Origin of the sequence: Arthrobacter sp. H-02-3, assembly GCF_003097355.1 — a bacterium.
Lineage (GTDB): Bacteria > Actinomycetota > Actinomycetes > Actinomycetales > Micrococcaceae > Arthrobacter > Arthrobacter humicola.
On sequence record NZ_PYUI01000008.1, the window covers coordinates 62251 to 84402 of the forward strand.

Consider the following 22152-nt stretch of genomic DNA (forward strand, 5'->3'; position numbering starts at 1 on the left):
CCTCTGCATGCCATCGGGGCGCGCCGCCCTCCTGCGCCGCAGCCCGCCCGACGCCGGCGTTCCCTGCCGGATTTTCAAAGGACAGATCTGACATGAAGAAGACCCTCACGATTTCCGCGACCGCCCTCGCCGCCGTCATCGCCCTGGCCGGTTGCTCCACCGGCTCCGGCTCGAGTTCCGGCAGCACGATGTCCGGAATGGGCAGCGGCAGCATGGCTGCGAGCTCCGCGCCCGCCGCTGCCGGCGCCACCCACAACGGCACCGACACGCTCTTTGCCCAGGGCATGATCCCCCACCATGCACAGGCCGTCGAAATGAGCGAGATGATGCTGCAGAAGCAGGGCATGGACGCGCGAATCACGGCTCTGGCCGCGAAAATCAAGGCCGCCCAAGGCCCGGAGATCGAGAGAATGACGGGATGGCTCAAGGCCTGGAACGAATCCACGCAGACGGCCGGCGGCCACGCCATGTCCGGCATGATGGGCGAGAATGACCTCAAGGAACTCGACGCCGCCCAGGGCACCGAGGCCGCGAAACTCTTCCTGACCCAGATGATCGCTCACCACGAGGGCGCCGTGGAGATGGCGAACGCGGAGGTCCGCAGCGGCAAGAGCGCCGAGGCCGTCCAGCTGGGCAAGGACATCGCGGCCGCCCAGACCGCAGAAATCGCCGAAATGAAGGCACTGCTCGCCGCGCTGTAGGCGACGCTGGCACCAGAGCACCAGAGCACCAGAGCACCAACCGTGACGGCGGCCCCGGCCCCTGGCAACCGGCCCCCGGGCTGGCGGTCATCCGGCCCCCGGGCCGTCGTCACAGTTGACACCAGGTGTGACCCCTGCCATATTTTAATGCGTGAACCTGTCAGACAGCCGGACAGCAGGACAGCCGCTCGCCCGCCTCAGCGCGGCCGAAGCGGTATTCAACGTCCTCCGCTCCGACATCGAATCCGGCAAGCTCGGCGTCGGCGCCAAGCTGAGCTCCGAGGCAACGCTCGCCCAGGAGTACGGGGTGAGCCGCTCGGTGGTGCGCGAGGCCCTGCGCTCCTGCACCGCCTTGGGCCTGACCGTCACCAGGACCGGACGTGGCACGTTCGTCGTCGCCAACCACGTGGCAAAGGACCTGGTGCTGGGCCAGTACTCGGCACGCGACCTCACGGAGGCGCGTCCCCACATCGAGGTTCCTGCCGCCGGCCTTGCCGCGGAACGCCGATCGCCCGAGGAACTGGACACTATGCGGGACATCGTCGCTGCGATGACCGCCGAGGACGACCCCGAAGTATGGGTGGGCCTGGACTCCAGCTTCCACGCGTTGATCGCACGGGCCAGCCGCAACAAGGTGTTCGAAAACGTCGTCGCGGACATCCGCGAGGCCCTCGCCTACCAGTCCGAGACACTGAACATGGTGGCGGACCGCAAGCACGCTTCCGACGACGAACACCGGCGCATCCTGGCCGCTATCGAAGCCGGCGACACGGCGACGGCGCGCATCGCCATGAGCCAACACCTCCACGCCGTTGGCGTCGCCCTCGACTCGATCCTCAACTCCTAACAGAAGGCACGGCAGGCGCCGGCCACCCCCGCCGGCACCCGACCAGACACCAACAACTCCACCGCCAAAGGACGCAATGATTTCTCCTGCCCTCGCGCACTTACCCACCCCGCTGGCCCCGGAACGGCTCCCGCAGCACGCCCCGCTTGCGGTCCAGACCCGCGACGGCCTGGTCGAGAGCGTCCACTACGGCTCCGCGATCGCCACGGCGGCGGACGGCCGGACCCTCCTGGCCGCCGGCGAGCCCCTCGCCCCGTTCTACCCGCGCTCGGCCCTGAAGCCGCTGCAGGCTGTGGCCATGGTCCGCGCCGGGCTGGACCTCCCGGACGAACTCCTGGCCCTCGCGGCCGCCAGCCATTCCGGAGCCGCCGCCCACCGCGACGGTGCGCGGCGCATCCTGGACCTGCACGGCCTGACCCCGGAGGACCTCGAGAACAGCACAGACCTCCCCTACGGCGCCCGCGAGCGCGAGGAATGGCTCGCCGGCGGCGGAAAGGCCACCCAGCTGGCCCAGAACTGCTCCGGAAAGCACGCAGCGATGGCCGCCACCTGCGTCATCAACGGCTGGCCGGTCCGCGGCTATCTGGCCCCGGAGCACCCGCTGCAGCAGCTCGCGGCCCGGACCGTGGCGGAGCTGACCGGCGAGGAACCGGAGCGCACCTCCACTGACGGCTGCGGCACCCCGCTCTTCGCGCTCACCCTGCGCGGCATGGCCCGCGCGTTCGGCCGGCTGGCCGTGGCAGGCGGCCCCGGCACATCCGGAGACAGCGCGGAAGCCGCCGTCGCACGCGCCATGCGCCGCCACCCCGAGATGGTTGCGGGCGAGGACCGCGACGTCACCGCGCTGATGCGCCTCGTCCCCGGCCTGCTGGCCAAGGACGGCTTCGAGGGTGTCCAGCTGGTGGGCCTCCCGGACGGCCGCGCCATCGCCGTGAAGATCTCCGACGGCGGGGACCGCGCCCGGATGCCCGTCACCGTGCGGATCCTGGCGGCGCTCGACGTCGACACCTCGTCCCTGGGGCACCTCGCCGCGACCCCTGTGCTGGGCGGCGGGCGGCCCGTCGGACTCCTGCAGGCCGCCGATTTCCTCGCCGCCCCCGAAACCTCCCACGCCGCCGACGCCCAGTAAGGACCGCCATGACCTCGATCGACGAACACCCGGATTTCCGCTCCGAACACGACCTCCTCGGCGACCGGGATGTTCCCGCCGACGCCTACTGGGGTGTCCATACCCTCCGGGCCGTGGAGAACTTCCCCATCACCGGCCAGCCGTTGTCCTCCAACATGTACCTGGTCCGCGGGCTGGCCGCCGTGAAACTGGCTGCCGCCCGCACCAACCACGAGCTCGGGCTGCTCGACGCCGAGCGAGCCCGGGCCATCGAGGATGCCTGCGCCGACGTCATGAACGGCAAGCTCAGCGAGCAGTTCGTCGTGGACGTCATCCAGGGCGGTGCCGGGACGTCGTCGAACATGAACGCCAACGAGGTGATCGCCAACCGGGCCCTGGAAATCCTCGGCCACCCCAAGGGCGACTACGCACGGCTGCACCCCAACGACCACGTCAACCTCAGCCAGTCCACCAACGATGTCTATCCCACGGCGGTCAAGCTCGGCACGATCTTCGCCGCCCGGGAACTGCTGGAAGCGCTCACCGAGCTCGAGGACGCCTTCGCCGCCAAGGCCCTTGAATTCCGCACGGTGGTGAAGATGGGCCGCACCCAGCTGCAGGATGCCGTCCCCATGACACTCGGCCAGGAATTCGGCACCTACGCCGTCACGATCGGGGAGGACCGGCTCCGCCTGGCCGAAGCCGACCTGTTGATCCACGAAATCAATCTCGGTGCCACGGCGATCGGCACCGGCCTGAACGCCCCGGCCGGGTACGCCGCGGCCGCCTGCCGGCACCTGGCCGACATCACAGGCCTTCCGCTCGTCACGGCCGTAGACCTGATCGAGGCCACGCAGGACGTCGGCGCCTTTGTGCACCTCTCCGGCGTGCTGAAGCGGGTCGCCGTGAAACTGTCCAAGATCTGCAACGACCTCCGGCTGCTCTCCTCCGGCCCGCGCGCCGGGCTTGGCGAAATCAACCTGCCCGCCGTGCAGTCCGGCTCCTCGATCATGCCCGGCAAGATCAACCCGGTCATCCCGGAAGTGGTCAGCCAGGTGGCCTACGAGGTCATCGGCAACGACGTCACCATCACCATGGCCGCCGAGGCCGGCCAGCTCCAGCTGAACGCCTTCGAACCGATCATTGTCCACAGCCTCCACAAGAGCATCTCCCACCTGGAAGCCGCCTGCCGCACCCTCACGGCCCGCTGCGTCCGGGGCATTACCGCCAACACCGAGCGGCTCCGCCTCACGGTGGAACAGTCAATCGGCCTCGTCACCGCCCTCAACCCGCACCTGGGCTATGCCACAGCCACGGCCATCGCGCAGGAGGCCCTCGCCACCGGCAAGGGCGTCGCGGAGCTCGTCCTCGAACACGGACTCCTGACCGCGGAGCAGCTTACCGAGCTGCTCAGCCCGCAGCGCCTGGCCAACCTGAGCAAGTAGCGTACTTCCGAACCCCGAAGGACCCCCATGACTCATCCCGACACTGCCCGCGCCCAAAAACAGCAGGACCAACAGCCCGCCCATCAGCGGCCGGCCGTCACCGACCACACCATTCCGGCGCATGCCCACGCCACCGAGGCCGCGCTCCACGCCGAGGACCAGGGCTACCACAAGAGCCTGAAACCCCGACAGGTCCAGATGATCGCGATCGGCGGCGCCATCGGCACCGGCCTCTTCATGGGCGCCGGAGGCCGTCTCGCCACCGCCGGACCGGCCCTGATCATCAGCTACGCCGTCTGCGGCTTCTTCGCCTTCATGATCCTGCGCGCCCTCGGCGAACTCGTGATGCACCGGCCGTCGTCGGGCTCGTTCGTGTCCTACGCACGCGAATTCTTCGGCGAAAAAGCCGCATTCGTCACCGGCTGGCTGTACTGGCTGAACTGGGCCATGACCGCGATCGTGGACATCACCGCCGTCGCGCTCTACATGAACTTCTTCAAGAAGTACTGGGCCCCCATCGCGGACGTGCCGCAGTGGGCCTGGGCCCTGGCCGCCCTGATCCTGGTCCTGGCCCTGAACCTCATCAGCGTCAAGGTGTTCGGCGAACTCGAATTCTGGTTCGCGCTCATCAAGGTGGTGGCGCTGGTGTCCTTCCTGCTCGTGGGCATCTACTTCGTCATCTTCGGCACGCCCGTCGGCGGCCACGAGGTCGGTTTCAGCCTGATCGCGGACAATGGCGGCCTGTTCCCCAACGGCCTGTTGCCGGCAGTCGTGGTGATGCAGGGCGTCGTGTTCGCCTACGCCTCGATCGAGCTGATCGGCACCGCCGCCGGCGAGACGGAAAACCCGGAGAAGATCATGCCGCGGGCCATCAACACGGTGATCGTGCGCATCGCGGTGTTCTACGTCGGCTCGCTCGTCCTTCTCTCGCTGCTGCTGCCCTACAGCTCCTACAAGGCCGGTGAAAGCCCGTTCGTGACGTTCTTCGGTTCCATCGGCGTGGACGGCGTGGACGCCATCATGAACCTCGTGGTCCTTACCGCGGCGCTGTCCTCGCTCAACGCCGGGCTCTACTCCACCGGCCGGATCATGCGCTCCATGTCCGTGTCGGGTTCCGCGCCGAAGTTCGCCGCCCGGATGAACAAGTCCGGTGTCCCCTACGGCGGCATCGCCCTGACCGCCGGTGTGGCCGTCCTGGGCGTCGTCCTGAACGCCGTGGTCCCCGCCGAGGCCTTCGAGATCGTCCTGAACGTCGCGTCGCTGGGCATCATCAGCACGTGGGCCATGATCGTGTTGTGCCAGATGCAGCTGGCCCGGCTCGCGGCCCGCGGGGAACTGCTCCGGCCTTCCTTCCGGATGCCCGGCGCCCCCGTCACAGGCTGGATCACCCTGGCCTTCCTCCTGGCAGTGCTGGTCCTCATGGCGTTCGACTCTCCGGTGGGAACGTGGACCATCGCGTCCCTCGTCGTCATCATCCCGCTCCTGATGCTCGGCTGGCGCCTCTGCCGGCACCGCATCATGGAAATCGCCGCCGTCCGCGACGGCTTCACCGGCCCATACCCGCTCGTGGCCAACCGGCCTGGCCCGGGGGCGCCGGGCGGCAACTAGCACCTCGTCCCCCTGCCCAACTGGCTCGCAGTTGTGGCCGTTTTGATCGCTCAAAACGGCCACAACTGCGAGCTAGTTGGGCGGGTGTCGGCGTAATGCAACGCCCCCGCAACCTCTGATCGAGGCGGTTCGCATATGCTCAGCAGACCAGCTCACACTGGCGCCCACCGGCTCAGCGACGAACCATCCGGGAGACACTTCATGACCAACTGGCGGATCAGGGACTTCCACTCGGCAGATCTTGACGGCATCCTGCACCTTTGGGAATCCCTCAAGGAATCGAATGTGGAGCCCGTCTACGCGCTCTCCGAGGTCCTGGCCTCGTGCGAAAAGGACCATGCCGTCGTGGCGGTGCAGGGCGAGCAGGTGGTGGGCGCCGCCGTCGGACGTGCCGCCCATGACCAGGGCTGGATCGTTTTCCTGGCGACGCTGCCCGAGTTCCGGGGCCGCGGGATCGGGACCTCGCTGCTGGCCTCCGTCGAGAACCGGATGGCCCCGCACGGGCTGAACAAGCTCTCCGCGCTGATGCCGGAATCTGAAACCCGGGTGGAGGCGTTCCTGGGCCGCGGCTTCGTGCTGAAGAAGAACCTGCGCTACTTTGAGCGGAAGATCCCGGTCCAGCGCCAGGAGCTGGAACCCCTCAGCCAGCTTGGCGGCCGCATCCTGGCCCGCGACCTGTGGGAGAACGTGGCCGGCATGCGCCGCGAAAAGGAACTGCTGGAACGCCGGCTGGTGCTGCCCCTCGCCGAGGCCGACCTCGCCGACGAATACGGCGTGGTTCCCCCGCGCGCCGTCGTCCTCTTTGGACCGCCCGGCACCGGCAAGACGACGTTCGCCAAGGCGATCGCGTCCCGGCTCGAGTGGCCGTTCGTGGAGGTCTTCCCCTCCCGGCTGGCCGCCGACCCGCAGGGCCTGGCCGGGGCGCTGCGCGAAACATTCCTGGAGATCGCCGAACTCGAGCACGCGGTGGTCTTCATCGACGAGGTCGAGGAAATCGCCTCGCAGCGCTCGGGCGAGCCGCCCTCTCCCCTGCAGGGCGTGACCAACGAGCTCCTCAAGATCATCCCTGCCTTCCGCGAACAGCCCGGCCGCATCCTGGTCTGCGCCACCAACTTCATCCGCGCCCTGGATTCGGCATTCCTGCGGCACGGCCGGTTCGATTACGTCATCCCGATCGGCCTGCCGGACCGGCAGGCCCGCGAGGCGATGTGGCAGCGCTTCATCCCCGCCGCCGTGGTGGACGACGTCGACGTCGAGCTCCTCGTGGACCGCACCGAGGGCTTCTCCCCCGCGGACATTGAGTACGCGGCCCGCAGCGCCTCCCAGCGGGCGCTGGAAAAAGCGGTGTACGACGACGACGGCGCGGCGTCCGGGGGCGATCCCGCCTCCCGTGCGGCTGTCCGCAAGGGCCCCTCCACCCAGGACTATCTCGATGCCATCCGGGACACCCGGACGACGGTCAGCGACGAGGTGCACCAGGACTTCCTCGAGGACATCGACGCCCTGGGCCGGGTGTAGCCAGTCCGGCCGGTGACCTTCGGCCCCTTCCGGTGCGCCCCGGGACCTGCCAGAGTGGCGGTTATGGCCATGGACGCTGTCGTCACCACCCACAACGGCTCGCTGCGGGGCACGGAGACCGACGGCGTCGCGTCCTTCTTGGGCGTCCCCTACGCGGCGCCGCCGTCCGGGGCGAACCGGCTCCGGCCGCCGCAACCGGTTGAGCCGTGGACCGGCGTGCGGGATGCCACGCACTTCGGGGCGTCGCCTCCCCAGGTTGCTCCGCCCCTGGGTGCGGGTACCGACTGGGACACCGGGCTGACCGGGGAGGACTGCCTGAACCTCAACATCTGGACGCCCGCTAAGAGGGCGGCTGCTGGGACGTCAAGCGCAGGGGCGGCCGGACTCCCGGTGATGGTTTGGATCCAGGGCGGCGCCTTCGAGGTCGGCTCGACGGCGGCGTACGACGGCCGGAGCTTCGCCCGGGACGGCGTCGTGTGCGTCGTGATCAACTGGCGGGTGGGCGCCGACGGCTTTCTCTGCCTCGGCGACGGGCACGCCAACGTAGGTCTGCTTGATCAGGTCGCGGCCCTGGAGTGGGTCCGGGACAACATCGCTGACTTCGGCGGCGACCCGGGAAACGTCACCGTCTTTGGTGAGTCCGCCGGCGCGATGAGCATCGGCATCCTGCTGTCCATGCCCCGGGCCGAGGGTTTGTTCCGGCGGGCCATCCTGCAGAGCGGGGCGGCCCACCACGTGATCCCCGAACCGGCCGCGGAACGGATCGGCCGGTCCCTTGCCGTGAAGCTGGGCGTTTCGCAGACACGCGAGGCCATGGCGGCGGTTCCGGTCGAGCGGTTCCTCGCGGCGCAGGCGGAGCTGAAGGTCGAGCTGCTGGCGCATCCGGATCCGGAGCGCTGGGGCCACGACGTCGTGGCGAGCCTGATGCCCTGGCAGCCGGTGATCGACGGCGAGGTCATTCCGCGCCGTCCGATCGACCGGATCGCCGCCGGGGCCAGCGCGCACGTCGACGTGATCGTTGGCACCAACACCGAGGACTGGAAACTGTTCCTGGCCATCACCGGCGTGCTCGGCAGGGTTACGGAAGAGAGCCTGAGCGGCACGGACAGCATCGAGGGCTTCCCGCCGCCTGCCGCCTACGGCCTCCCGGTCCAGGCTGGGCTCGAATCGTACCGGGCCCACTACCCCGATGCTGGCCCCGGCGACCTTCTTGCCGCGGTGCAGACTGACTGGTGGGTGCGGATCCCGGCCATCCGCCTGGCCGAGGCCCACGCCGAGGCGGCGCAGGGTACCGGCACGGGCACCTACATGTACGAGTTCGCGTGGGCAGCACCGGGCCTCGGTGCGGTCCACGCGTTGGAAGTGCCGTTCGTCTTTGACAACCTGGACACGACGGCCCGGCTGTTCGGGCCGCTTCTGGGCGACAACCCGCCGCAGGCATTGGCCGATTCCCTGCACGCCGCCTGGGTGTCCTTCGCCGCCACCGGGGACCCTGGCTGGCCGGGGTATGAACCCGCCCGCAGGGCCACCATGCGCTTCGACGTCGCCCCTGGTGTGGTGAACGACCCCCGGTCCTGGGAACGCTCGCTGTGGGAGGGAATCCGCTAGACGACGGCGTCCGGGTTGTCGTAGGCCAGGTTCTCGTAGTCGGTGTCGTCCGCCTCGTCGAGCATGTCGTCCAGTTCCTGGAGCAGCCACGGGTTGATCCGGGCCAGGATCTTGCGGGTCTCCTCCACGGGGACCGCGGCGTAGAGCACCGGGCGGGCCTCGTCGTAGCGGGTGACCGGCGGCTTGTCCGGCCACTTCTCCGCTAGCGCCTTGACGCGTTCGGGCAGCGAATTGTGCGCGTTGTCGGCAATCTTGACCAGGGTGGCGTCGTGGTCTTCGGCGATGTAGCGGATGCCCGCCTGGTAGTCGTCGGGGTTCTCGTGCAAGCGCTTCGTGACGCGTTCAATGATGTCGGCGGCCCGCTCGGAAACCCCCATGTCCAGGAGGGCCTGCCGGGTCATCGGGGTGTCCTCGGCAATGTCGTGGAGGTACCCGGCGATCTGGATGTCGTCGTCGAAGTCCGCCAGCGCATCCCCGACGGCGAGCACGTGCTCGCGGTACGGCCGCTTGAGCTTGTCCTTCTGGCGGTTGTGGGCCACCTCGGCCAGGACTTTGGCTGTCTCAACGGTGAAGCGGGGCTGGGAGTGTGCGGGCTCGGTCATGGATCCAGCCTACGCGCCGGGCCACACCCAGGGCTCCCGTGGCAGCGCGGCCGGGTCGAATACGGCCAGGGCATCGGCAAGGGGGCCGGCGGGAAGCCCGAGCGACGCCAGCAGAATGTCCCGGACCTCGTCGGCGCCCACGCCGGCCCGTGCCAGGTCCGCGAGCGTAACGGCGCCGTCGCGCTTGGCCAGCCGGGCGCCGTCGGAGTTCAGCACCAGCGGAACATGCGCATATTCCGGAACGGGCATATTTAGCAGGGACGCCAGGTAGGCCTGGCGCGGCGTGGAGGGAAGTAGGTCGTCCCCGCGGACCACCTGATCGATGCCCTGCACGGCATCATCCACCACCACGGCGAGGTTGTAGGCGGTCACGCCGTCGTTGCGCCGGAGCACGAAGTCGTCGACCACCCCCGTGTAGTCGCCGTGGAGCACGTCCCGCACCGTCGTCTCGGCCACGGCGGCACGGAGCCGGACCGCCGCCGGCCGGACGGCCCGCCTGGCGTCGCGCTCCCCGTCGCTCAGGTTCCGGCAGGTCCCCGGGTAGGCGCCCAGCGGGGCGTGCGGCGCGGACGGAGCCTCCTGGATTTCGCGGCGCGTGCAGAAGCACTCGTAGGTCAGCCCGGCTGCCGTCAGCTGCGCGATCGCCTCGGCATACAGGTGCTCACGGTCCGTCTGGCGCACGACGCCGCCGTCCCAGGTCACGCCGATCGCCGCAAGATCGCGGAGCTGCTCCGCCTCGGCACCGGCCCGGGCCCGGTCCAGGTCCTCCACCCGCATCAGGAAGCGCCGCCCCGTGGACCGTGCAAAGAGCCACGCCAGGATGGCCGTCCGGAGGTTGCCGACGTGAAGTTCGCCGGAGGGACTGGGGGCGAAGCGGCCGGCAGAGGTCATGGGTCCAGCCTATGCCGGGCAGAACAAGAGCCCCTCAGCTACCGATGACTTCGGGACGTCCGACGTCGGTAGCTCAGGGGCTCTTGCCGTGTTGTGGTGCGCTGTGCGGAATGACGATGCGTGAACAAGAGTCAGTCAGCGGCAGGTTCCTTGCGGGAGCCTCATCCAGGGTCCGGGTGGTGTGCCGGGGTTCCTGTAGCCTTCGGGACCGTGGCGGTGGCCGCGTCCCTTTGTTGTCACCATTTGAGCAGAAGACCTACAGTTGGTGCAACGGACCGGGCCAGGAGTAGTCAGTCTGATCAACTACAGCCGGAAGAGTGAACAGGAAGTGGTCATTTTGCAGGAGCTCGACGCGACCGACCGGCGGATCCTCGCCGCGCTGGACGACGATCCCCGCGTGCCGGTCATGCTGCTGGCGCAAAAGCTGGGCCTGGCCCGGGGCACTGTGCAGTCCCGCCTGGAGCGGATGTCGGCGTCGGGCGCGCTCCGGCCGAACAGCAGCCGGGTCCTGCCGTCCGCCTTGGGCCGCGGCGTGGCGGCTGCGGTGAGCGCGGAACTGGACCAGAGCCACCTCAACGAGGCGATCGCAGCCCTGCGCAACATCCCCGAGGTGCTCGAATGCCATGCCCCGGCCGGGGACACCGACCTCCTGATCCGGGTGGTGGCCAAGAGCCCGGATGACCTCTACCGCGTGTCCGAGGAAATCCGGCTGTGTCCCGGCATCGTCCGGACCTCGACGAGCATGTTCCTTCGCGAGGTCATCCCCTACCGGACGACGGGACTCCTGGGCGCCTGAGCCCGGCAGCCCCGAAGTCGCCGTTCAGACCGGCGGCCCGGTGTTCGACTTCAGGTTCTTCATGACCAGCGTGGACGTCAGGCGTTCGACGCCGGGAAGGGAGGTCAGCTCGCTGTCGTAGAAGCGCTGGTAGGACGGAAGATCCTCTGCGATGACCTTGAGCAGATAGTCCGGCGAGCCGAAGAGACGCTGGGCTTCGACGATGTTGGGGTTGTCCGCTACCCGGTTCTCGAAGATCTCCATCGTCGATCGGTCCACCTGGCGCAGCGTCACGAAAACGATCGCCTCGAAGCCGAGCCCGACGGCGGCCGGATCGATGTCCGCCCGGTAGCCCCGGATGATCCCCGCGGCCTCCAGATCCCGCAGCCGGCGATGACACGGGGCCACGGTCAGCCCGACCTTCGAGGCCAGCGCCGTGGCAGTCATTCGTCCGTCCGTTTGGAGGTGACGCAAAATACTTCTGTCAATATTGTCAATCACGCAAGAATCTTACCGTGATGGGGCGATTCGGCGGTAAATAGGCGAACATTTCCGGGCCGGATTTGCCTAGAGTTTTCCTTGTACCTGCTACGAGGTACTGCATCCCCTGGAGTCTGCCGTGAACCCCCAGCTTTTCCTCGCCTTCCTGGTTGTCGCCGTCGCCCTGGCCTGCACCCCCGGCGTCGACTGGGCGTACTCGATTGCCGCGGGGCTGAGGCAGCGCAGCTTCGCTCCCGCCGTCGCCGGACTGTGCGGCGGCTACGCCCTGCACACCGTGCTCCTGGTGCTGGGACTGGCGGCACTGCTGGCCGGAATGCCCGGCGTGCTCGGCTGGCTGACGGCGGCGGGCGCCCTCTACCTGCTGTGGCTGGGCTACAGCACCCTGCGGTCCTGGCGCGGCGCCACTTTCAGCACGGACGCTCGCCCGGCGGCGGCCCCTGCGAGCCAGTTCCGGATCTTCCTCCAGGGCATCGGCATCAGCGGGATCAACCCCAAGGGCCTGCTGTTCTTTGTTGCTTTGGTGCCGCAATTCGTCAGCCCGGACGCCGCGCTGCCGGTTCCCGTCCAGTCGGGGCTGCTCGGCCTCACGTTCGTGCTGCTCGTGGGCGTCATCTACAGCTGCGTGGCCCTTCTGGCCCGGAGACTGCTGCACGCTCGGCCGGGCGCCGCCCGTCAGGTGACGCTGGCCAGCGGGATCATCATGCTGATCCTGGGCGCCATGCTGCTCGCTGAACAAATCGTTCCCGCCGTCAGCGCGGCGATGACCCGCGCCTGAGCCGGCGAATCCATGGCAGAGGCTATTTGCGCTGCATGTACCACTCGGTGAAGGACGACGCGCGGCCGTCCGCGGTGAGCTGGATGATCCACAGGTTGTCATAACTTCGGCTGTTGCCGCGGTAGGTGGTCAGGCCCTGTACGAATGCCCGGCCGCCGTCGACCCCAAGCAGCTTCCACTCAAACGTCCAGTCATCCGGCTCGTCGCGCCCGGCGAGCCAGTGCTCCACGATATCTTCGCGGCCCCGCCAGGGTTCTGGCTCCTGGGGGCTTGTGGCATAGATGGCGTCCTCGGTGAACAGCGCCCGGATGTCCTCCGGGTCGTTCGTCGTCCACGCCGTGATGTAGTGCTGCATCCAGCGCGCCACGGCATCTCTCATGCCTCGTTTGTACTACCCGCCACGGAGGCCCGCAAGGGTAGTGGCTACGTGGATTTGGCCACCAAGTGGGCCCGCTGACCTGTCAGCCGTCGCTAGCGCTGCCGTATTCGCGGTCCCAGAGTTCGTGCAGTTCCGCGTCCTTGCGGACGACCTCCACATGTTCCACCTCTGTCGATTTCCGGCGTTGCCATTCGCGGCCGCCGAACGTCTTGCGGCCCGCCTCGAGGATAAGCAACGCCTGGTCCGTCAGCGCGTCGCTGCGCAGGGCCAGGTGCGTCTTCCGGCGCCGCAGGACCTCCTGAAGGGCGGAACGGGACGCGCCGTAGGCTCCGAGCCTGCGAAGGCACCGGGCACGCACCAGCAACAGGGCGGCGGCCAGATCGTCCGCGTTCAGCAGCCCCTCGGTGTCTGCCACCACGTCGACGTCGTGTCCCAGCTCTGCCGCAAGGGAACACCGAGCCAGAGCCAGAGGCAACGACGGCGGCAGACCGGCCAGGGCCGCCAGGGCCTCCTCCGTCTGGCCGGTCTCGCGCAGGGAATGCGACAGGGCCAGAACCACGGCCTCCTCGCTGAAGAGCACGGGAACTTCGATCCGCTCGGCCACCTCTACCCTGGTGACCACACCCGCCAGGTACACGGCGGCGTAGCGGTTGGCGTCGGCGTCGTTCCGGAGGCTCATTCCATGCCTTAAGAGCTCGGAGGCGCGCAGATGGCCGCCGTGTGAGTACGCCAGCAGCCCGGCCATGAGATAGCAAAGTCCGGACCAACCGGGGTAGGTGCGGGCCAGGGCAATCAGCCCGTCCGGCTCGGTGCTGCCGAAGACGGCGGCGTGTACGGCTTTCGTCGTCTTGCCCGGCATCCGGCCGGGCATTCTGCCCAGGCGGGGCACCCCGCCCTCGGCGGCCAGCGTCCCCGGGACCCGGCCCGCCATGAGTCCGGTCACCACACCGCCCACGTTGCCGGCCAGGCCGCGGACGGGCGTCCGGACCACGGCTTTGCGGAAGGGGGTCAGATCGCGGGTTTCGGTATACGGCCTGCCCTGCCCCCGGGACCCGCCGGCGGGGATGGGACCCGTGCGGATCGGGCCCGTGGGGCTGGGAACACTGGGCTTCAGGTGGGCGGATTCGCCAGATGTGGCGCTCATTCCCTCATGGTAGTAGGACCGGGCGACCCCTGCTAGGCGGCCGCGGCCACCCAGAGGCCGATCACCCAGGTGCTCGCGGAAAGGCACGCGAGGCCGAACTCCACGATCATGCCAAGGCCAGTGGCCTTCAGCGCCGCCCAGCTCGACGCCACTGCGGTGCTGAACACCCGCGTACGCTGCAGCTCGCTGAGCAGAAGCCCGGCGGCGAAGCCCACGAACAGCCCGACGACGGGGATGATGAACATGCCGGCGACGCCCAGCACCAGCCCCACCACCACGGAACGGCTCGGGATGCTGTGCTGCTTGAGTTTCCGGCCGGTCAGCACCGTGCTGGCGGCCATGCCGGCCAGGACGAAGGCCAGGCCGATCCCGAAAACCACCCAGCCCGTGGTTCCGGCGCCGCCCCACAACGCCCAGGCGAACAGGCTCAGCCCGATCAGGATGCTGCCGGGCAGCACGGGGATGATGGTTCCGGCCACGCCCACCAGGATGGCGAGGCCGCACAGCACGGTCACGGCACTCTCGGGGTTCATGGCCCCAGTCTAGAACGGCGACGGCGGCGCTCCCCCCAAGGAAGCGCCGCCGTCGTCGTTTGGTCAGCTGTGGCTACTCGGCTTCGACCGCCGCGGCGACTGCTGCGGAGACGGCCGGGGCAACCCGGGGGTCAAGCGGGCTGGGCACGATGTAGTCGGCGGACAGGTCGTCCTCGGCGAGTTCGGCGATGGCGCGGGCCGCGGCGAGCTTCATGGCCGGGGTGATCCGGCGGGCGCCGGCGTCCAGGGCTCCGCGGAAGATGCCGGGGAAGGCCAGGACGTTGTTGATCTGGTTCGGGAAGTCGCTGCGTCCGGTAGCCACAACGGCCGCGTACTTGCTAGCGACCTCCGGCAGAACTTCCGGGTCCGGGTTGGACAGGGCGAACACGATCGAACTGTGGTTCATCAGTTTCAGGTGCTCCTCGTCCAGCTTCGAGGAAGAGACGCCGACGAACACGTCGGCGCCAAGCAGCGCCTCGCCGGGGCCGCCGGTCACGCCGCGCGGGTTGCTGCGGGCGGCGAGCTCGGCCTTTTTGCTGGCCGGATCCGCGGCGATGTCCGCGCGGTCCTTGCTGATCGCACCGCGGGAGTCCAGGAGGACGACGTCGCCGACCCCGGCCGTCAGCAGGATTTCGGCGACGGCGATGCCGGCGGCTCCGGCGCCGGAGACCACCACGCGCAGGCTCTCGAGCGTCCGGCCGGTCACCTTGGCGGCGTTGGTCAGGGCGGCGAGGACCACGACGGCGGTGCCGTGCTGGTCATCGTGCATGACCGGGCAGTCCAGCGCTTCGATGAGCTTTTCTTCAAGTTCGAAGCAGCGGGGCGCGGCGACGTCCTCGAGGTTGACGGCGCCGAAGCTCGGGCGCAGCCGGACGAGCGTCTCGACAATTTCGTCGACGTCGGTGGTGTTCAGGACCAGCGGGATGGAGTCGAGCTCTCCGAAGGCCTTGAAGAGCGCGGACTTGCCCTCCATCACGGGCAGCGAGGCGCTGGCCCCGATGTTGCCCAGGCCCAGCACGGCCGTGCCGTCGCTGACGACGACCACGAGGCGCTGGGCCCACGTGAGCGTCTTGGCGAGCTCCGGGTTGGCGTGGATGGCGCGGCTGACCTGGGCGACGCCGGGCGTGTAGGCGATGGAGAGGTCGCGCTTGCTGGCAAGAGGGACAGTGCTGGAAATCGACAGCTTGCCGCCCTGGTGGGATGCGAAGATTTCCTCGTCGCTGAGCGCGGCAACTGTCTCGGCCGGGGAAGCGGAATCGGCGGGAATGATCGTTTCAGTGGACACGTCGTTGTCTCCTGGGAATCACCGTGGGCGCACGGCACATGGAAGCTTGAGCACGTCAGATGCTCAAGTTGGTCTGTCGGGGGCGTCGGCGGCAACCAGAGGTGGCGGTCGCCGGTGGAACCCCCGGAGTTGCTGGCGTCAGCCTTCTCCGGTCTAGCCATGGTAAACAACGCGCCCTGGCGATGAGGCGGCACTGCAGTCATTCCCCGCGACGGTGAAACGTTTGACCATCGTCTTCTGTGACTTAGATCACACTCACGGTGCAGTTTGTAGCTCTACCGGTCTAGACCAGTTACGCGGCCTGTCGTGCCCCCTGCAGAAGCGAACAGGCCTTCTTGAGGTCCTCTTCAGCTTCGAAGAGGGACAGCCGGCGGCAGCGGACGGCCTGGACCAGCCCGGTGACCGTTAGCAACAAGACCCTGGCGACGGCGGCGTCGCCGCACGCGGCCGTCACGGCCTTCTCGGCTGTCGCATCGATCTCACGGAGCAGCCGCGTGGTGTCCGTGTCCTTGACGTATACCGCCCGGTTGAGGCACTGCTCCACGGCAGGCTGCATGAGGCGCATGTGGAAGATCTCCATCACTACCCCCACAAGCGCCTGGGCCGCAGCTTTTCCCGCCGCCGGCGAGCTCCCCGCGAGGAGTTCGCCCAGCTGCTTGCGGTACAGCGCCAGGACCAGCTGGGTGGCCGAGGGGAAGTAGCGGTACAGCGTCCCCAGGGGAACATCCGCCTTGGCCGCCACCTCGGAAAGGACTACGGAGTCCAGGCCCTTGCGGGCAAACCCTGCGGCAACGTCCAGGATCCGCACGTAGCGGAGCCGTTGCCGGGGCAGAGTGGGGGGAGGGGCCATCGGTGGAAGATCTGAGTGAAAGTCAGGCATCAGCAGCGTTCCGGGGGTCGTTTTTCTCGGCAGCCGGGAGCTATCCCCCACAGCGCTGCCGCGGCAATTGCCGTCCACTATACGCCACGAAACCGGACGTCCGGCGAGTCAGCCGGGGCCGCAGGAGCCCCGGAAGGGGACGAGCCCGGCTCAGTCCACGCCCTTGATCTTCACCACGAACACGGCGCCCAGAAGTCCGATTACGGCGGCCGCGACATACAGCGAGACATAGCCGCCCCAGAGAGCCACAAACGGAAATGCGATGAGCGGGGCGATCACTTGGGGCAGCGAGTTGGCGATGTTAATGACGCCGAGATCCTTGCCCCGGTCCAGTGCCGTGGGAAGCACCTGGGTGATGAGCGCGAAGTCCACCGCCAAGTAGCAGCCGAAGCCGATGCCCAGCACCGAGGCGCCGATCAGCGCGCCCGGCCACGTGGGCGCGAACGCAAGGATGAGGGAGGCCGCGGCGATCACGGCTGACGAGATGATGACCAGCGGTTTCCGGCGCCCCAGGCGATCGCTCAGCCGGCCGCCCACCACGCTGGTGGCGATCACCATGACCGCGTAAAGGCCGGTCAGGATCAGGACACCAAACTCGGGCTCGATGCCCTGGGTTTCACGGACGCGGACGGCGTCATTGAGGAAGAACAACAGATAGAGGGTGACCATGTGGTTGCCGATGTTCACCAGCAGCCGCGTCAGCCAGGCCCAGGCGAAATCCGGGTGGCGGGCCGGGGAAATCCAAAAGCCCCGCACAAACCCGGCCAGGCTGAACGGCGGCCGGACCTGCGCAGGCAGCGGGACGTCGTCGTTCTTGAAGTAATACAGCACGACGCCGGCAAGCAGCGCCAGCGCGCAGACGAGGTACCCCGCGGCGAAGTTTCCGGTGACGGCGGCGGCGATCACTGCCCCGGCCAGGATCCCGACTGTCTGCCCCATGGCAGCCAGTCCGCCCACCGTGCCGCGCTGCGGGACGGGCACCCGGTCCGGGATGGCCGCGGTGATGGCCGCGTAGGCGCCGTTGCAGCCGGCCTGGACGAGGCACCAGAGCAGCGTCATGACGGCGACATTAGGGGCGCCCGCCAGCGCGATCAGTGTCGCGGCGCCCAGGATGGCGCCGAAAATCACCCACGGCACCCGGCGGCCCCGGCGCGCGGTGGTGCGGTCGCTGAAGGCGCCCACGAGAGGGTTGGCGACGAGCGAGACGGCGGCCCCTGCGCCTGTTACGAGGGCGAGGATGGCTTCCTTGTCCGGTTCGCTGAAGGCTGCCGCCTGCTGGCCGAGGAGCACCTGGATCGGGCCGAAGAATGCCGCGTTGATGCCGACGTTAACCAGTACCACCCCTGCGGTCCAGACGGGCCGGACGCGGTGCTCTGGCTCGGCGAGCGCCGGCGCGGTGGTATCGGACATGCTCATGGCTCCCCCTGGAACTGATGATCAGGCATATGTATCAGTGCGGAGCCAGACTATCGCGGCGGAGCCGCGCAGCAGAGTTGCCCGGCGGACTTGCCCGGTGGACTTGTCCGATGGACTGTCCGCGGTGGCACGGGAACCGGGTATGTGCGAGTCTCGGGGATGACACCCGCAGCCAACACGCGCTGCCGACACCGAAGGAGTGACCGTGAACGCTTCCGCCGTCAATACCGCAGACCTTTACGATGAGCGCGGCGAGGAGCTCGACTCCGTGTCCGCGCAGTTCCAGTCCCTGGGCGGCCGCACGCACTTCAGCGGACCGGTCCGGACCATCCGGTGCTTCGAGGACAACGCGCTGGTCAAGTCCCTGCTGGCCACTCCCGGAAACGGCTCCGTCCTGGTGGTCGACGGCGCCGGGTCTCTCCGCACCGCACTGATGGGGGACATGATCGCGGCGAGCGCCGTCGCTAACGGCTGGGCCGGCGTCGTCATCAATGGGGCCATCCGGGACCGGCTCGCCATCGCCGGGCTGCCGCTCGGTGTGAAGGCGCTCGGCAGCAACCCGCGCAAGAGCGCCAAAGAAGGCGCCGGGGAAGTGGATGTTCCGCTGGAGATCGGCGGCGTGACCATCCGGCCCGGCGCGATGATCTGGTGCGATCCGGACGGAATTCTGGTGGAACGCTAAGGACTTTCTTCTTCGGACGGTAGTAGCGGGAACAAATCTGCCAGTAACATAGTTACTGAAAGCAACTATCAGCTTGATCCCCACACTTCCCCTTGGAGCAGTCATGTCCAAAACCACCTCCGTGCGCGCCGCAGGAGAGGTCCTGACCCACCGTCAGACCATCACCGTCATGGTGGGACTCATGCTCGGCATGTTCCTGTCCTCGCTGGACCAGACGATCGTGTCCACCTCGATCTACACGATCGCAAACGACCTCGACGGCCTGTCCCTGCAGGCCTGGGCCACTACCGCCTACCTCATCACCTCCACGGTGAGCACGCCGCTCTACGGCAAGCTCAGCGACATCTTCGGACGCCGCCCGCTGTACCTCATCGCCATCCTGATCTTCCTCGCCGGCTCGCTCTATGCCGGATCGGTCCACTCCATGACCGAACTCGCGATCGCCCGCGGCATCCAGGGCATGGGCGCCGGCGGCCTCCTGGCCCTCGCCCTGACCATCATCGGCGACATCGTGGCGCTCAAGGACCGCGCCAAATACCAGGGCTACTTCATGTCCGTCTTCGGCGTCTCCTCCGTCCTGGGCCCGGTGATCGGCGGCGCCTTCGCAGGCACCGAGACCATCCTCGGAATCGACGGCTGGCGCTGGGTGTTCCTCATCAACCTGCCGATCGGCATCGCCGCGCTCACGGTGGTGTTCATGTACCTGCACCTCCCCGCCAAGCATGTGAAGCAGAAGATCGATTACTGGGGCGCCGCCGCCATCACCCTGGCGATCGTCCCGCTCCTCCTCGTCGCCGAGCAGGGCCGCACGTGGGGCTGGAGCTCCACCAACTCCTTCCTCTGCTACGGACTGGGCGTTGTGGGCATCATTGCGTTCCTGCTGGCCGAAAAGCACGCCGCTGACTACGCGCTCATCCCGCTGCGGCTGTTCCAGAACATCACCTTCGGCCTGTCCTCGCTGCTGAACTTCATCATCGGCATCGGCATGTTCGGTGCCATCGCGATGCTTCCGATGTACCTGCAGCTGGTCAAGGGCCTGACTCCCACCGAGGCCGGCCTCATGATGATCACCTTCACAGTGGGCATCCTCACCGGCTCCATCACGGCCGGCCGGACCATCTCGGCATCGGGCACCTACCGGATCTTCCCGATCCTGGGCACCGCCATCCTGACCGGCGCCGCCGTCGTCATGGGCCTATCCCTCGGCGTCGACACGCCGCTGTGGGTCCCGGGCTTCATCGCCGTGTTCTTCGGCCTGGGCCTGGGCTTCTGCATGCAGCCCCTGACGCTGGCCATGCAGGTCTCCGTTCCGTCCAAGGACATGGGTGTGGGCACATCCGCCGCCGCGTTCTTCCGGTCCATGGGCGGCGCGGTCGGAACGGCCGTGTTCATCTCCATGCTCTTCAGCCTCGCCGCCGACAAGATCGCCACCGGCATGAAGGACGCCGTGCAGGACCCTGAATACCTCAAGGTGCTGAAGGATCCGGCCGTGGCTGCGGACCCCGCCAACGCGAAGCTGTACGACTTCTTCAAGAACGGCGCCAGCAATGACTCGCTGAATGACACCAGCTGGCTGCACACGGCCAATTCGACGTTGACCCGGCCCATCACGGAGGGCTTCGCGCAGTCGATCGACGCCGTCATGCTCACGGCCGCTGTCCTCACCGGCATCGCCTTCCTGATCACCTTCGCCCTGCCGAACAAGAAACTCACGGACCCGAAGACGGTATCCAGGGAGAGCGCCGCGGCCGCCGCCCACTAGGCCTTCAATGCAGCAATGCGTCACGGCAGGCAGTCGTTTGGACTGCCTGCCGTCGCTGTTTCCCTGGAATGTAAGCTTGCTCTCATTTTCCGGCCTTGTGACAGGCACCGCACCGGGTCCGGTGTAAGACTTGGTAGCTGCGGCGCAGGCCGTGGACCGCGAGTTGCCGAGGGAGCCTTATGACCATCACCCAGGACCAGACCACCGCCAAGATCCCCAAACGGGTCATTTGGCTGGCCGTGGCGGGCGCAGTCGGCGGCTTCCTCTTCGGCTTCGACTCGTCCGTGGTCAACGGCGCCGTCGATGCCATCAAGGAGGAGTTCGCGCTCAGCGAGGCCGTGACCGGCTTCGCCGTCGCCGTCGCCCTGCTTGGCTGCGCGGCCGGCGCCTACCTCGCGGGCAAGGTGGCTGACCGCTACGGCCGGATCCCGGCCATGAAGTTGGGCGCCGTGCTGTTCCTGGCCAGTGCCATCGGCACCGGCTTCTGCTTCGGCGTCTGGGACCTGATCTTCTGGCGCCTGATAGGCGGCCTGGGCATCGGGCTGGCATCGGTGATCGCACCGGCCTACATCTCCGAAATCTCGCCGCGGCACGTCCGCGGCCGCCTGGCCTCGCTCCAGCAGCTCGCCATCACCACCGGCATCTTCGCCGCCCTGCTCTCCGACGCCGTCTTCGCCAACACTGCCGGCGGAGCGGACCAGAACCTGTGGCTCGGCATCGGGGCCTGGCGCTGGATGTTCCTGGCCGGAGCCGTCCCCGCCGTCATCTACGGCTGGATCGCCTTCACCCTGCCGGAGTCCCCGCGCTTCCTGGTCTTCAAGGGCAAGGACGACGAGGCCCTCAAGGTCTTCCAGTCGATTGCCCCCAGCGAGGACACCGACCGCCACCTGCGCGAGATCAAGGAGGCCATCGAGGAGGACAAGCTCGCCGGCAAGAAGGGGTCCCTGCGCGGCAACGTCCTGGGCCTGAAGCCGGTTGTCTGGGTCGGCATCGTCCTGTCCGTGCTGCAGCAGTTCGTCGGCATCAACGTGATCTTCTACTACTCCACCACGCTGTGGAAGGCCGTGGGCTTCCAGGAAAAGGATTCCCTCATGATCTCCGTGGCCACCGCCGTCACGAACATCCTGGTGACGCTGGTCGCGATCGCCCTCGTGGACCGGATCGGCCGCCGCCCCATCCTGCTCGCGGGTTCCATCGGTATGGCCGTCTCGCTGGGCACCATGGCCCTGGCCTTCGGCTCGGCCACCGGCTCCGGTGACGCCATCACGCTGCCCGGCGCGTGGGGTCCCGCGGCCCTGGTGGCCGCCAACGTCTTCGTGATCAGCTTCGGCGCCTCGTGGGGCCCGCTGGTATGGGTGCTGCTGGGCGAAATCTTCCCGTCCCGGATCCGGGCCCGCGCCCTCGGCCTGGCCGCTGCCGCGCAGTGGATCGCCAACTTCGCCATCACGCTGAGCTTCCCCGTCATGGCCGCGGCCTCGCTGCCCCTGACGTACGCCATGTACGCACTGTTCGCCGCGGCGTCGTTCTTCTTCGTCGCGTTCAGGGTGCCCGAGACCAACGGGATGTCCCTGGAACAGGCCGAGACACTGTTCGTGCCCAAGGGATCCGCCAAGGCTTCCGACAAGGCTTGAGGCCTTCCCTGCGAGCCGCAGGAGGTAGCAGAAACGCCCATGTTCCGCGGAACATGGGCGT

The 22152-nt window shown here is 68.1% G+C and carries 21 protein-coding genes; 12 read left to right on the plus strand and 9 right to left on the minus strand.

What is annotated here, in order from left to right:
* Positions 1–92: 92 nt before the first annotated feature.
* The 7 genes from C9424_RS09890 to C9424_RS09920 all read left to right on the plus strand — a co-directional run bounded on the left by C9424_RS09890 (position 93) and on the right by C9424_RS09920 (position 8835).
* The gene (locus C9424_RS09890; RefSeq protein ID WP_116766686.1) at positions 93–701 is read left to right on the plus strand and encodes a DUF305 domain-containing protein; all 609 of its coding nucleotides are present in this window, start codon (positions 93–95) and stop codon (positions 699–701) included.
* Positions 702–852: 151 nt separating this feature from the next.
* Positions 853–1548: a FadR/GntR family transcriptional regulator gene (locus C9424_RS09895; RefSeq protein WP_116766687.1), complete on the plus strand. Its 696-nt coding sequence runs from the start codon at positions 853–855 to the stop codon at positions 1546–1548.
* A 76-nt stretch (positions 1549–1624) separates the two neighbouring features.
* The gene (locus C9424_RS09900; protein WP_116766688.1) at positions 1625–2677 is read left to right on the plus strand and encodes an asparaginase; all 1053 of its coding nucleotides are present in this window, start codon (positions 1625–1627) and stop codon (positions 2675–2677) included.
* 8 nt (positions 2678–2685) lie between these two features.
* The gene (locus tag C9424_RS09905; protein ID WP_116766689.1) at positions 2686–4101 is read left to right on the plus strand and encodes an aspartate ammonia-lyase; all 1416 of its coding nucleotides are present in this window, start codon (positions 2686–2688) and stop codon (positions 4099–4101) included.
* 27 nt (positions 4102–4128) lie between these two features.
* Positions 4129–5709, plus strand: a complete 1581-nt coding sequence (locus C9424_RS09910) for an amino acid permease (RefSeq protein WP_237563391.1) — start codon at positions 4129–4131, stop codon at positions 5707–5709.
* Between the two features lie 201 nt (positions 5710–5910).
* The gene (locus C9424_RS09915; RefSeq protein WP_116766690.1) at positions 5911–7227 is read left to right on the plus strand and encodes an ATP-binding protein; all 1317 of its coding nucleotides are present in this window, start codon (positions 5911–5913) and stop codon (positions 7225–7227) included.
* A gap of 63 nt (positions 7228–7290) precedes the next feature.
* Positions 7291–8835: a carboxylesterase/lipase family protein gene (locus tag C9424_RS09920; RefSeq protein WP_237563392.1), complete on the plus strand. Its 1545-nt coding sequence runs from the start codon at positions 7291–7293 to the stop codon at positions 8833–8835.
* Here C9424_RS09920 and C9424_RS09925 read toward each other — a convergent pair.
* Together C9424_RS09925 and gluQRS are read right to left on the minus strand one after the other, a co-directional pair.
* Entirely contained in the window at positions 8832–9437 is a 606-nt protein-coding gene (locus C9424_RS09925; RefSeq protein ID WP_116766691.1) for an HD domain-containing protein, read from the minus strand. The two genes, C9424_RS09920 and C9424_RS09925, sit on opposite strands and share 4 nt — an antisense overlap.
* 9 nt (positions 9438–9446) lie before the next feature.
* A complete protein-coding gene (gene gluQRS, locus C9424_RS09930; RefSeq protein WP_116766692.1) occupies positions 9447–10328 on the minus strand; it encodes a tRNA glutamyl-Q(34) synthetase GluQRS in 882 nt (293 codons plus the stop codon).
* A gap of 337 nt (positions 10329–10665) precedes the next feature.
* On the opposite strand from gluQRS, the gene C9424_RS09935 reads away from it, so the two are divergent.
* Positions 10666–11124, plus strand: coding sequence for an Lrp/AsnC family transcriptional regulator (locus C9424_RS09935; protein ID WP_175460378.1), 459 nt, complete (start codon positions 10666–10668; stop codon positions 11122–11124).
* A 24-nt stretch (positions 11125–11148) separates the two neighbouring features.
* Here the strand turns inward: C9424_RS09935 and C9424_RS09940 are convergent, their stop codons facing one another.
* A complete protein-coding gene (locus tag C9424_RS09940) occupies positions 11149–11604 on the minus strand; it encodes an Lrp/AsnC family transcriptional regulator (protein WP_116766693.1) in 456 nt (151 codons plus the stop codon).
* Between the two features lie 118 nt (positions 11605–11722).
* Between C9424_RS09940 and C9424_RS09945 the strand changes: the two genes are divergently transcribed.
* The gene (locus tag C9424_RS09945) at positions 11723–12379 is read left to right on the plus strand and encodes a LysE family translocator (protein WP_116766694.1); all 657 of its coding nucleotides are present in this window, start codon (positions 11723–11725) and stop codon (positions 12377–12379) included.
* Between the two features lie 22 nt (positions 12380–12401).
* Here the strand turns inward: C9424_RS09945 and C9424_RS09950 are convergent, their stop codons facing one another.
* The 6 genes from C9424_RS09950 to C9424_RS09975 all read right to left on the minus strand — a co-directional run bounded on the left by C9424_RS09950 (position 12402) and on the right by C9424_RS09975 (position 18016).
* Complete coding sequence (locus C9424_RS09950; protein ID WP_116766695.1) at positions 12402–12758, minus strand: nuclear transport factor 2 family protein; 357 nt, start codon at positions 12756–12758, stop codon at positions 12402–12404.
* 82 nt (positions 12759–12840) lie between these two features.
* Positions 12841–13902, minus strand: coding sequence for a hypothetical protein (locus tag C9424_RS09955; RefSeq protein ID WP_237563393.1), 1062 nt, complete (start codon positions 13900–13902; stop codon positions 12841–12843).
* A gap of 32 nt (positions 13903–13934) precedes the next feature.
* Positions 13935–14435, minus strand: coding sequence for a DUF456 domain-containing protein (locus C9424_RS09960; RefSeq protein WP_116766696.1), 501 nt, complete (start codon positions 14433–14435; stop codon positions 13935–13937).
* A 73-nt stretch (positions 14436–14508) separates the two neighbouring features.
* Positions 14509–15720: an NAD(P)-dependent malic enzyme gene (locus tag C9424_RS09965; RefSeq protein WP_202615826.1), complete on the minus strand. Its 1212-nt coding sequence runs from the start codon at positions 15718–15720 to the stop codon at positions 14509–14511.
* A 292-nt stretch (positions 15721–16012) separates the two neighbouring features.
* A complete protein-coding gene (locus C9424_RS09970) occupies positions 16013–16570 on the minus strand; it encodes a TetR/AcrR family transcriptional regulator (RefSeq protein ID WP_425547234.1) in 558 nt (185 codons plus the stop codon).
* Between the two features lie 180 nt (positions 16571–16750).
* Positions 16751–18016, minus strand: coding sequence for an MFS transporter (locus tag C9424_RS09975; protein ID WP_116766698.1), 1266 nt, complete (start codon positions 18014–18016; stop codon positions 16751–16753).
* A gap of 205 nt (positions 18017–18221) precedes the next feature.
* Here C9424_RS09975 and rraA point away from each other — a divergent pair, with 205 nt between their 5' ends.
* From rraA to C9424_RS09990, 3 genes are all read left to right on the plus strand, one after another.
* A complete protein-coding gene (gene rraA / locus C9424_RS09980) occupies positions 18222–18698 on the plus strand; it encodes a ribonuclease E activity regulator RraA (RefSeq protein WP_116766699.1) in 477 nt (158 codons plus the stop codon).
* 103 nt (positions 18699–18801) lie between these two features.
* A complete protein-coding gene (locus tag C9424_RS09985; RefSeq protein WP_116766700.1) occupies positions 18802–20460 on the plus strand; it encodes an MDR family MFS transporter in 1659 nt (552 codons plus the stop codon).
* Between the two features lie 179 nt (positions 20461–20639).
* On the plus strand, positions 20640–22091 hold the full coding sequence (locus tag C9424_RS09990) for a sugar porter family MFS transporter (RefSeq protein ID WP_116766701.1): 1452 nt from the start codon (positions 20640–20642) through the stop codon (positions 22089–22091).
* Positions 22092–22152: the final 61 nt, after the last annotated feature.